Origin of the sequence: Pseudomonas sp. BW16M2 (assembly GCF_014268865.1) — a bacterium.
In the GTDB taxonomy this organism is placed as follows: domain Bacteria; phylum Pseudomonadota; class Gammaproteobacteria; order Pseudomonadales; family Pseudomonadaceae; genus Aquipseudomonas; species Aquipseudomonas peradeniyensis.
Genome location: NZ_JABWRI010000033.1, coordinates 60,398 through 70,093 on the forward strand (window position 1 = coordinate 60,398; position 9,696 = coordinate 70,093).

General features: G+C 65.0%; 11 protein-coding genes. 8 read left to right on the plus strand and 3 right to left on the minus strand.

The genetic code is table 11. From position 1 onward, the window contains the following. Positions 1 to 104: 104 nt before the first annotated feature. Positions 105 to 1,280, plus strand: coding sequence for an aminotransferase class I/II-fold pyridoxal phosphate-dependent enzyme (locus HU735_RS22885; RefSeq protein WP_186715553.1), 1,176 nt, complete (start codon positions 105 to 107; stop codon positions 1,278 to 1,280). A gap of 52 nt (positions 1,281 to 1,332) precedes the next feature. Here HU735_RS22885 and HU735_RS22890 read toward each other — a convergent pair whose 3' ends face one another. After that, a complete protein-coding gene (locus HU735_RS22890) occupies positions 1,333 to 1,569 on the minus strand; it encodes a DUF465 domain-containing protein (RefSeq protein WP_050704311.1) in 237 nt (78 codons plus the stop codon). 116 nt (positions 1,570 to 1,685) lie between these two features. Here HU735_RS22890 and HU735_RS22895 point away from each other — a divergent pair, with 116 nt between their 5' ends. From HU735_RS22895 to HU735_RS22915, 5 genes are all read left to right on the plus strand, one after another. Then, entirely contained in the window at positions 1,686 to 2,051 is a 366-nt protein-coding gene (locus HU735_RS22895) for a 5-carboxymethyl-2-hydroxymuconate Delta-isomerase (protein WP_050704312.1), read from the plus strand. Between the two features lie 164 nt (positions 2,052 to 2,215). Beyond that, positions 2,216 to 3,853: a phosphoethanolamine--lipid A transferase gene (locus HU735_RS22900; protein ID WP_186715537.1), complete on the plus strand. Its 1,638-nt coding sequence runs from the start codon at positions 2,216 to 2,218 to the stop codon at positions 3,851 to 3,853. A 93-nt stretch (positions 3,854 to 3,946) separates the two neighbouring features. Next, positions 3,947 to 5,080 (plus strand): ribonuclease D, encoded by a 1,134-nt coding sequence (gene rnd, locus HU735_RS22905; RefSeq protein WP_186715539.1) that lies wholly within the window; start codon positions 3,947 to 3,949, stop codon positions 5,078 to 5,080. Further along, positions 5,077 to 5,370 carry a YcgL domain-containing protein gene (locus HU735_RS22910; protein WP_110739238.1) on the plus strand — a complete coding sequence of 98 codons (294 nt, stop codon included), beginning with the start codon at positions 5,077 to 5,079 and terminating at the stop codon, positions 5,368 to 5,370. The genes rnd and HU735_RS22910 overlap by 4 nt, the downstream gene beginning before the upstream one ends. A gap of 75 nt (positions 5,371 to 5,445) precedes the next feature. After that, entirely contained in the window at positions 5,446 to 6,378 is a 933-nt protein-coding gene (locus tag HU735_RS22915; RefSeq protein ID WP_186715540.1) for a D-2-hydroxyacid dehydrogenase, read from the plus strand. 102 nt (positions 6,379 to 6,480) lie between these two features. Here the strand turns inward: HU735_RS22915 and HU735_RS22920 are convergent, their stop codons facing one another. After that, positions 6,481 to 7,074 carry a nitroreductase family protein gene (locus HU735_RS22920; RefSeq protein ID WP_186715542.1) on the minus strand — a complete coding sequence of 198 codons (594 nt, stop codon included), beginning with the start codon at positions 7,072 to 7,074 and terminating at the stop codon, positions 6,481 to 6,483. 145 nt (positions 7,075 to 7,219) lie between these two features. On the opposite strand from HU735_RS22920, the gene HU735_RS22925 reads away from it, so the two are divergent. Beyond that, positions 7,220 to 7,669: a YcgN family cysteine cluster protein gene (locus HU735_RS22925; RefSeq protein WP_186715544.1), complete on the plus strand. Its 450-nt coding sequence runs from the start codon at positions 7,220 to 7,222 to the stop codon at positions 7,667 to 7,669. A 25-nt stretch (positions 7,670 to 7,694) separates the two neighbouring features. Next, positions 7,695 to 8,903: a hypothetical protein gene (locus HU735_RS22930; protein ID WP_186715546.1), complete on the plus strand. Its 1,209-nt coding sequence runs from the start codon at positions 7,695 to 7,697 to the stop codon at positions 8,901 to 8,903. 91 nt (positions 8,904 to 8,994) lie between these two features. Here the strand turns inward: HU735_RS22930 and HU735_RS22935 are convergent, their stop codons facing one another. Further along, positions 8,995 to 9,318 carry a YgaP-like transmembrane domain gene (locus HU735_RS22935; protein WP_186715548.1) on the minus strand — a complete coding sequence of 108 codons (324 nt, stop codon included), beginning with the start codon at positions 9,316 to 9,318 and terminating at the stop codon, positions 8,995 to 8,997. Between the last annotated feature and the right edge of the window lie 378 nt (positions 9,319 to 9,696).

A 9,696-nucleotide genomic window follows, 5' to 3' on the forward strand; every position in this document is an offset into this window, starting at 1 on the left:
GCTGAGAACGTTGAAACCCTTTCAGGCGCCTCGTCGACAGCAACGTTCTGTTGGCGCCTGGGTCCGGCGGATATGAGATAGTGGCGGTTTTCCATCCTCAGTCAATGGACCCGACCATGTCCGACAAACCGCGCAATTTCGCCACCCGCACCATCCATGCCGGCGAGCAGTCCAGCGTCGCCGACAACGCCATCTTCCCGGCCATCGTCACTTCCAGCTCGTTCATCAAGCGCGGCCTGGACGACAACCCCGAATACGCCTACAGCCGGGTCAGCAACCCGACCCGGCACGCTTATGAAACCTGCGTGGCCGCACTGGAGGAGGGCGTCGGCGCGGTCGCCTGCGCCTCGGGCGTCAGCGCTACCGCCACGGTGCTCGAGCTGCTGTCCAAGGACGCCCATGTGGTGGTGATGAACGGTGTCTACGGCGGCACCTTCCGCCTGCTGGAAGACTACCGTGGACGCACCTCGGGCCTGACCACCACCTATGTCGACCTCAACGACGTCGAGGCCGTGGCCGCAGCGATCCGCCCGGACACGCAACTGATCTGGATCGAGTCGCCGACCAACCCGCTGCTGCACCTGGTGGACATCAAGGCGGTCTGCGACCTGGCCCGCGCCCGTGGGGTGATGACCTGCATCGACAACACCTTCTGCTCGCCCTGGAACCAGCAGCCGATCACCCTCGGCGTGGACCTGGTGATGCATTCGGCGAGCAAGTACATCGGCGGCCACTCCGACCTGACCGGCGGCGTGGTGGTGGCGGCCAATCACGAGCTGCTTGGCCGTTTGCGCAAGATCAGCATGGCGGTCGGCGCGATCCAGGGACCGTTCGACTGCTACCTGGCGCTGCGCGGGCTGAAGACCCTCGACGTGCGCATGGAGCGCCAGAGCGCCAACGCCCTGCGCGTGGCGCAGTTCCTCGAACAGCATCCGCAGGTCGAGCAGGTCTACTACCCGGGGCTGGAAAGCCATCCGCAGCATGCGCTGAGCAAGCGCCAGATGCGCACCGGCGGCGCGGTGGTGGCGCTGCGCATCAAGGGGGATCGGGCTGCGGTCAACCGCCTGGTCGAGGCGCTGTCGATCTTTGTCCTGGCCGATTCGCTGGGCGGGGTGGAGAGCATGATCAACCACTCCTGGAGCATGTCGCACAACTCCCTGAGCCCGGAGCAGAAGGGCGTGATGGGGATCAGCGAGAATCTGGTGCGGTTGTCGATCGGGATCGAGGATTACCGGGATCTGATCGAGGACCTGGATGCGGCGTTGAAGGCGTCCGCGTAACGGCCGCCGACGCTATCGCGGGCTTGCCCCGCGATGGCGTCAGTGAGGGGAATCAGGATTTGGGCGGATGGACGATCCGTTCGATCTTGTCCTTGAGCAGCAGGCGTTCCCTGCGCAGCAGGTTGACGGTGTCGTCGTTGGTGGCGTTGCCCTCGGCGGTCACCACTTCCTTGTCCTTGGCGTTGTATTCCTTGTGCAACTTGTGCAGGTCCTGGTTCTTGTCGATGAGGGCCTGGAACTGGTCGGCGGTCACGTGCAGGTCTGCGAGCAAATCATGCGGAACTGGCATTTCTTCACCTCTCTCAGGGTTGGTAAGCGAGCCTGAACCAAGAGGATAGTCGCCTTTGCCGCATTGCGGGACTGGGTTAGGCTGTCGCCCATCCCAGCGTAACCGGAACCTACGCCATGCCTCACCTGAACCTGGAATACAGCGACAACCTGCGCGAGCTCAACGTCGACGTGCTGCTGCTGCGCCTGAACCACGCCCTGGTCGGCAGCGGCCAGTTCGCCGAAGAGCTGGACATCAAGAGCCGTGCCCAGGCCTTCGCCCAGTACCGGGTCGGTACCGCGCCGGGCGAGCGAGCCTTCGCCCATGTGCGCCTGGCGATCCTCAGCGGGCGCACGCCGCAAGTGAAGCAGCAGCTGTCCAACAGCCTGCTCGAGGTGCTGCGCGAGGCGATCCCCGGCCAACCCGGCCTGGACATCCAGCTGTGCGTCGAGGTTCTGGACATCGATCGCGAGCCGTACGCCAAACTTCGCCTGCCTGGCTGAATGGCAGCTGAATGAAAGTTGTTTAATCGATGAAAGACGTCGACAGACTAATTGTTGGCGTCTTTTTCACAAAAAATTGATGCTAGGCTTTCTAGAGTTCGGCCAACTTCCCAACCTGCCCGTCCGGGCGTGTTGGCCGCTGATGAACTCTTGTTGCGAACGCCATGCTGAAACTCAAATCCCTGCGGACCGAATGGGTCACGTTGCTGGCCAGCCTGTACCTGTTGATCGGCTTCAATGGCTTGCTTTGGCAACACCTGGAGTCCATCGTGCCGCCAGGCCTGGTGGGGCTGTGGCTGAGTCTGGCGTTCGCCGTGCTGATGCTGTTCGCCTTCAATCTCATACTCACCTTGTTGGCGTTTCGTTATGTATTGAAACCGGTATTGATCGTGTTGTTCATCAGCGGCGCAAGTGTCGCTTACTTCATGAATCAGTATGGCGTGCTTATTGATGCCGGCATGTTCCGCAATGTCGCCGAAACCAATGTCGCGGAGGTGCGTGACCTGCTCTCGCTGAAGTTTGCCCTGTATATCCTGCTGCTCGGTATGCTTCCGTCGCTGCTGGTGTGGAAGGCCAGGATCGCCTATCGCCCCTGGCACCGCGAACTGCTGGGCAAGCTGGTGGTCAGCGGAGCCTGCGTCGCGGCCCTGGGTTCGGTGGCGCTGGTCAACTACCAGGGGTTGGCGTCGTTGTTTCGCAATCACCATGAACTGCGCCTGATGCTTACGCCGAGCAATATCGTCGGGGCCTCCATCGGTTATGTCAGCGAACAGGTGGGCAGCGCCACCCGGCCATTTCAGCGCTATGGCGAAGATGCTCGTCGCGATAGCGCCTGGCAGCAGCATGCGCGCAAGTCGCTGACCGTGCTGGTGGTCGGCGAGAGTGCCCGGGCGGACAACTTCGGCCTGCTCGGCTATGCCCGCGACACCACGCCACGACTGGCCAAGGAGCAGGGCCTGCTGAGCTTCACCGACGTCCACTCCTGCGGCACCGAGACCGCCGTGTCGGTGCCCTGCATGTTTTCCGGCATGCCGCGCAAGGACTACGACGCCCGCGTGGCCAAGAACCGCGAGGGCCTGCTCGACATCCTCCAGCGCGCAGGGTTGGCGGTGCAGTGGCGTGACAACCAGTCCGGCTGCAAGGGCACCTGCGACCGGGTGCAGTTCATCGATGTGAGCAACCTCAAGGACCCGGCGCTGTGCGCCAGTGGCGAATGCCATGACGAGATCCTGCTGCAGGGCCTGGCCGAGCTGCTGGACAACCTCGACCAGGATACCGTGCTGGTGCTGCACCAGATGGGCAGCCATGGCCCCGAATACTTCAAGCGCTACCCCGCGGGCAACGAACCCTTCACCCCGGTGTGCCGCAGCAACGCCCTGAACCAGTGCAGCCAGCAGGAGATCGTCAACGGCTACGACAACACCCTGGCCTACACCGACAAGGTGCTGGCCACCCTGATCGATACCTTGCGCAGCCGGCAGGACAAGGTCGACACCGCGATGATCTATCTTTCAGACCATGGTGAGTCGCTGGGCGAGTACAACCTGTTCCTGCACGGCACGCCCTACATGATCGCGCCGGACCAGCAGAAGCATGTGCCGCTGCTGGCCTGGTTCTCCGACAGCTACCGCCAGGACTTCGGCCTGGACACTGATTGCCTGGGCAAGCTGCGCGATGCGCCGCTGTCCCAGGACAACCTGTTCCACTCGATGCTCGGCCTGCTGCAGGTACGCACCGAGGTCTACCAGCGATCGCTGGACATGTTCGCCAGCTGCCGGCCGTGGCTGGCGGCCAAACGCTGAGCGGTCGACCGCCCGGCACCATGGATGGCGCGAGGTTTCACCCCCAGGGGCCGCGCCGTATATACTGCGCGCCAATGTTAGTGGGAGAGCCTCGTGGCCATCGAAATACACTGGATCCGTGACGACCAGACCCTGGCCGAACACTGCCGAAGCTGGCGCGAACAGCCCTTCGTGGCCCTCGACACCGAATTCATGCGGGTCGATACCTTCTACCCCAAGGCCGGCCTGATCCAGATCGGCGTCGGCCAGTGCGCCTACCTCATCGACCCCCTGCTGATCCGCGACTGGCAGCCGCTGGCCGGACTACTCGACGACAGTGGCGTGGTCAAGGTGCTGCATGCCTGCAGCGAAGACCTGGAAGTGCTGCTGCGCCTTACCGGCAAGCTGCCCCAGCCGCTGTTCGACACCCAGTTGGCCGCCGGCTACCTGAACATCGGTTTCTCCATGGGCTATTCGCGCCTGGTGCAGGAGGTGCTGGGGCTCGAGCTGCCCAAGGGCGAGACCCGCTCCGACTGGCTGCAGCGCCCGCTGTCGGACACCCAGGTGAGCTACGCCGCCGAGGACGCCGTGCACCTGGCCGAGCTGTTCGACGCCCTGCGCCCGCGCCTGTCGGATGACAAGTACGCCTGGGTGCTGGAGGACGGCGCCGAGCTGGTCGCCGCGCTGCGCCGCGAAGTCGAGCCCGAAACCCTGTACCGCGACGTCAAGCTGGCCTGGAAACTCGGTCGCCAGCAACTGGCCGTGCTGCGCGAACTGTGCGCCTGGCGCGAGCGCGAGGCGCGCAGCCGCGACGTGCCGCGCAACCGCATCCTCAAGGAGCATTCGCTGTGGCCCATGGCCAGGAGCCAGCCGGACAGCCCGTCGGCGCTGGCGAAAATCGACGAGATGCACCCGCGTACCATCCGCCAGGACGGTGAGCAACTGATCCAGCTGATCAAGCGCGCCGCCAGCCAGCCCCAGGAGCAGTGGCCCGAGCCGCTGCCCGAGCCGCTGCCGATCGAAGCCGCCGGCATCCTCAAGCGCCTGCGCGCCATCGGCCAGGCCGAGGGCGAGCGGCTGGGCATCGCCCCGGAACTGATGCTGCGCAAGAAAGCCCTCGAAGCCCTGCTCAAGAGCGGCTACCCCGACGGCCCCTATCAACTGCCCGATGCGCTACGCGGCTGGCGTCGCGAGCGCATGGGCCAGGCCCTGCTGGACGATCTGGCGGGCGCTGGAGATTCCCGATGAAACGTATCTGCTCGATCTACAAGAGCCCACGCAAGAACGAAATGTACCTCTACGTGCTCAAGGCCGAGGGCCTGGAGCGTGTGCCGGAGGCGCTGCTGCCATTCTTCGGCAAGCCGGTGCATGCTTTCGACCTGGTGCTGACGCCTGAGCGCACACTGGCCCGCGAGGACATCGCCAAAGTGCTGGAGAACCTCGACAAGCAGGGTTACCACCTGCAGATGCCGCCGCCGGATGACGACTACATCGAGCACTTGCCCGAAGAGCTGCTGCGCCGCAACGACCCGGCCTGACCCAGGCGCGGTTCCCTTTCTACCTGCGGCCCGCCTGGCGGGCCGCTTCCGTTGTTTGCCAAGGTTGTGTGTCACATGCGCGTTCTGATCGCTGAACAGGATCATGCCAACTATGCTCGCCTGCTGGGCGAGGCGGCGCCGGACCTGGAGGTCCTGACCAGCGGCGACTCCGCCGAACTGGCACGCCTGGCCCCCGACTGCCCGGTGTGGCTGGGCCAGCCGGACCTGCTGGCCAGCCTGTTGCGCCAGGGCCACAAGCCTCGCTGGATGCAGTCGACCTGGGCCGGGATCACCCCGTTGCTGGCCGACGGTCTGCCACGCGACTACCGCCTGACCCGGGCGGTGGGCATCTTCGGCCAAGTGATGGCCGAGTACATGCTGACCTACATGCTCGGCCATGAGCGCGATGTGCTGTCGCGTCTGGTCAGTCAGGTCGAGCGGCGCTGGGATGACCGCCCGGGGCGGACCCTGGAAGGACGGCGGGTGCTGATCGTCGGTACCGGCGACATCGGCCAGCGGGTGGCCGAGTTCCTCGCGCCGTTCGGCGTCATTCTTCAGGGCGTGGCCAGCAGTGCCCGCGAGCAGGCGCCCTTCGTCGAAGTGGCGGGCCTCGACCAGCTGCCGCGCCTGGTCGGCGAGGCCGACTACGTGCTCAACCTGCTGCCCGATACCCCGGCCACCCACGACCTGTACGATGCGGCGCTGTTCAAGTGCTTCAGGCCCAGCGCGTTGTTCATCAATGCCGGGCGTGGCGTGGCGGTGGTCGATGGCGATCTGGTCGAGGCGCTCAAACAGGGCCATCTGGCTGGCGCGGTGATCGATGTCTGCCGCCAGGAACCGTTGCCCCAGCGCCATCCGTTCTGGACCGCCTGGGGGCTGCTGCTGACCGGGCACAGCTCGGCGCCGACCTCGCCAGCGGCGATGGTGCGGTTGTTCGTCGAGAATGCGCGGGCGTATGCGGCGGAGCAGGCACTGCGGGGCGAGGTGGAATTCGCGAGGGGTTACTGAAAGAGGTTTACCTGATGCAGGCTCATCGCGGGGCAAGCCCGCTCCCACGGGCACCTGTCGCGCGTGGGAGCGGGCATGCCCCGCGATGAGGCGATCACGACCTTAGAGGCTGAACTCACCCTCGGCCGCCAGCTCGCTCAGCGGCCGGCGCGGGCTCGGCACTTCGCGGGCCTGCAGGCCTTCGGCCAGGGTCGCCTTGTCGCCTAGCTTGCCGATCGCCACCATCGCATGCAGCGCGTAACCCTCGGGGATCTTCAGCTCGCTGCGCGCCAGGTCCTGGTCGAAGCCGGCCATGCCGTGGCTGTGCCAGCCGCTGATGCTCGCCTGCAGCGCCAGGTGGCCCCAGGCGGAACCGGTGTCGAAGGTGTGCCACAGCGCAGGTTTCTCCTCATCGGAGCCGGGCGCTGCGAAGGTGGTCTTGGAGATGATCAACACCAGCGCCGAGGCGTGCTGCGCCCAGCTGCGGTTGAACTCGTTGAGGATGCCCAGGTAGCGCTCCCAGTTCGGCGTGTCGCGGCGGGCGTAAAGGAAGCGCCACGGCTGCGAGTTGTAGGCCGACGGCGCCCAGCGTGCGGCCTCGAGGAAGCTCAGCAGGGTTTCCTGGCTGATCGGCTCGGCGGTGAAGGCGCGGGGCGACCAGCGATTGATGAACTGCTCGTTGATGGCATAGTCGGCGATGCGTGGGGTGGCGCTCATGGGTGCTCCTGCAAGGGCGGGGGAAAATACCGCACGCTACTGCGTCCGGTGAGCACTGACAAGCGGTCTGGCGTTGCCGCCGGACTGCCTCTAGACTGGCGCCGCCGCGCGCCGCGGCTTGACGTTGACTGCAGGAAACCGTGTGATGATCGCCGATACCGCGCCCTTCTGGCGGCGCAAGACCCTCGACCAGCTCGATGACAAGGAGTGGGAGTCGCTCTGCGACGGTTGCGGCCTTTGTTGCCTGCAGAAACTCGAGGACGAGGAAGACAACAGCGTCTATTACACGAGCATCGCCTGCAAGCTGCTGGACCTGCAGACCTGCCAGTGCAGCGACTACCCCAATCGCTTCGAACACGTTCCCGACTGCATCCAGCTTACCCCCGGCAAGGCCGACCAGTTCAAGTGGCTGCCGCCCACCTGCGGTTATCGCCTGGTCAGCGAGGGGCAGGACCTGCCGGCTTGGCACCACTTGGTCAGCGGTGATCGCCAGCAGGTGCACGAGCAGCGTATTTCCCGGTCGGGGCGCATGCTCAGCGAGAGCGACGTGGATGAAGACGACTGGGAAGACCATCTGATCTTCCGCGCGGGTTGAGTGTCCGCGGAACAAGGAGCTTTTTATGCGTCGCCCGTTGTTGCTGGTTGTCGGCCTGTTGGCCAGTTCGCAGGTCCTGGCGAAGAAAGTCGACCTCGATTACCAGGTGCGCCTGCTGCCGCAGAGCGGCCAGGCCGAGGTGCGCCTGACCCTGGCCGACGGCAGCGCGGTGCGCAGCCTGGACTTCGACCTGGGCAAGCCCGGTGCCTACAGCGATTTTCTCGCCGATGGCCAGTGGCAGGTGCAGAACGGGCGTGGCGTCTGGCACCCGGCGGCGGGCAAGACCAGCCTCAGCTACCGTGTGCTGCTCGACCAGCAACCCCGCGGCGGCGCCCATGAGGCGCGGATCACGCCGCACTGGGCGCTGTTTCGTGGCGATCAGCTGGTGCCGCCGGCGCGCCTCGACCAGCAGGATGGCACCGAGCTGGTCTCTCGGCTGACCTTCGACCTGCCGACGGGCTGGAAAAGTGTCGAAACCGCCTGGCCACGTATCGGCCGGCAGAAATTTCGCATCGACGATGTATCGCGGCTGTTCGATCGGCCTACCGGCTGGATGCTCGCCGGCAACCTGGGTAGCCGTCGGGCGCGCCTGGGCGACACCGAGGTGACCGTGGCCGCACCGCAAGGCCAGGGCATGCGGCGCATGGACACGTTGACCCTGTTGACCTTCGTCTGGCCGCAGTTGCAGGCGGTGTTCCCGCGCAACCCACCGAAGCTGTTGCTGGTCGGTGCCCGTGACGAGATGTGGCGGGGCGTGCTGGCTGGCAACAACTCGCTGTACCTGCACAGCACGCGCCCGTTGGTCAGTGAGAACGGTGCCAGCCCGGTGCTGCGCGAGCTGGTGCAGCTGTTCGCCCAGATCAATGATCGCGACGGCAGCGATTGGCTGGGCGAGAGCCTGGCCGACTATTACGCCACCGAGCTGCTGCGCCGCGCCGGCGGCATGAGTGATGATCGCTACGAGGCGCTGCAGGCCCGTCAGCACAAGCTGGCGGCCAAGGTGACCCACCTCAAGGGCGCCAAGGCCGATGCCGCGCAGGTGGCCCGTGGCGTGCTGCTGCTCCAGGCGCTGGATCGCGAGATCCGCCTGCACCACCACGACAAGCGCTCGCTGGACGACGTCGCCCGTGCGCTGATGCGCCTGTCGAGCGTCAGCACCGAGGAGTTCGTGCAGATCAGCGAGAACGTGCTTGGGCGCCAGTCCGAAGTATTGCAAAGCAAGGTGTTGCGCTAAGCGCAGGATCTATCGCGGCAAGCCCGTTCCCACGACCCCGGACATCATTTTGAACGCGGGCTCGTGGTAGCGGGCTTGCCCCGCGATGCTTTCAACCGCCGGTCACCGTCGCGGTACGGGTCGCTGCCTCGGCACTGGCCTTCAGCGCCTTGAGCTCGGCAGCGCCTCGTTCTATGTCGCGATGCAGGCGCAGGTATTCGGCGCGATGTCGCAACCACCACGCCTTGGTCGAGCAATGCCCGCTCACGCCACGGGCCAGCGCCAAGCCGCCGACGGCAATTTGCAACATCCCTAGCAGGCCACCGTGGCGCAGCCCCTTGCTGATCATCAACGCGCCCCCAGCCAGGGAGCTGACGCGCTCCAGGCCGTGGACATTGTGTTTCGGTGCGTCCGTTGTCCAATGGATATTGTGCATTGCAAGGCCTCCTCAGGTTGGTGATATCCAGCAGACTTTGACCAGCGTGCAAGCGTTCAGTGTAATTTGCCGCGTGGCTGCCCCGGCCAACTTCGAGGCTATCCTGAGCAAGGTTGGTTTATAATACTTGGTGCTGTTGGCGAGCATGTTGGTTGTAATTAAACTTTTGATCAGCCCCGTGTGGGTAAGTCATGCTCCGTTGTTCTTTTGTTCTTTTGTTCTTTTGTTCTTTTGTTCTTGCTTCTAAGCGCGCGATATTCCAGGCGACGCAAATTGCGACTTCAGGAGGCCGAACGCAGGGCTTGCGGAGGGAGGTGACGGGCATGGATGCCCGTCAAGCGCTGCGCCCCAGGATGGGGCGTTCAGCGCGGTCCTCCC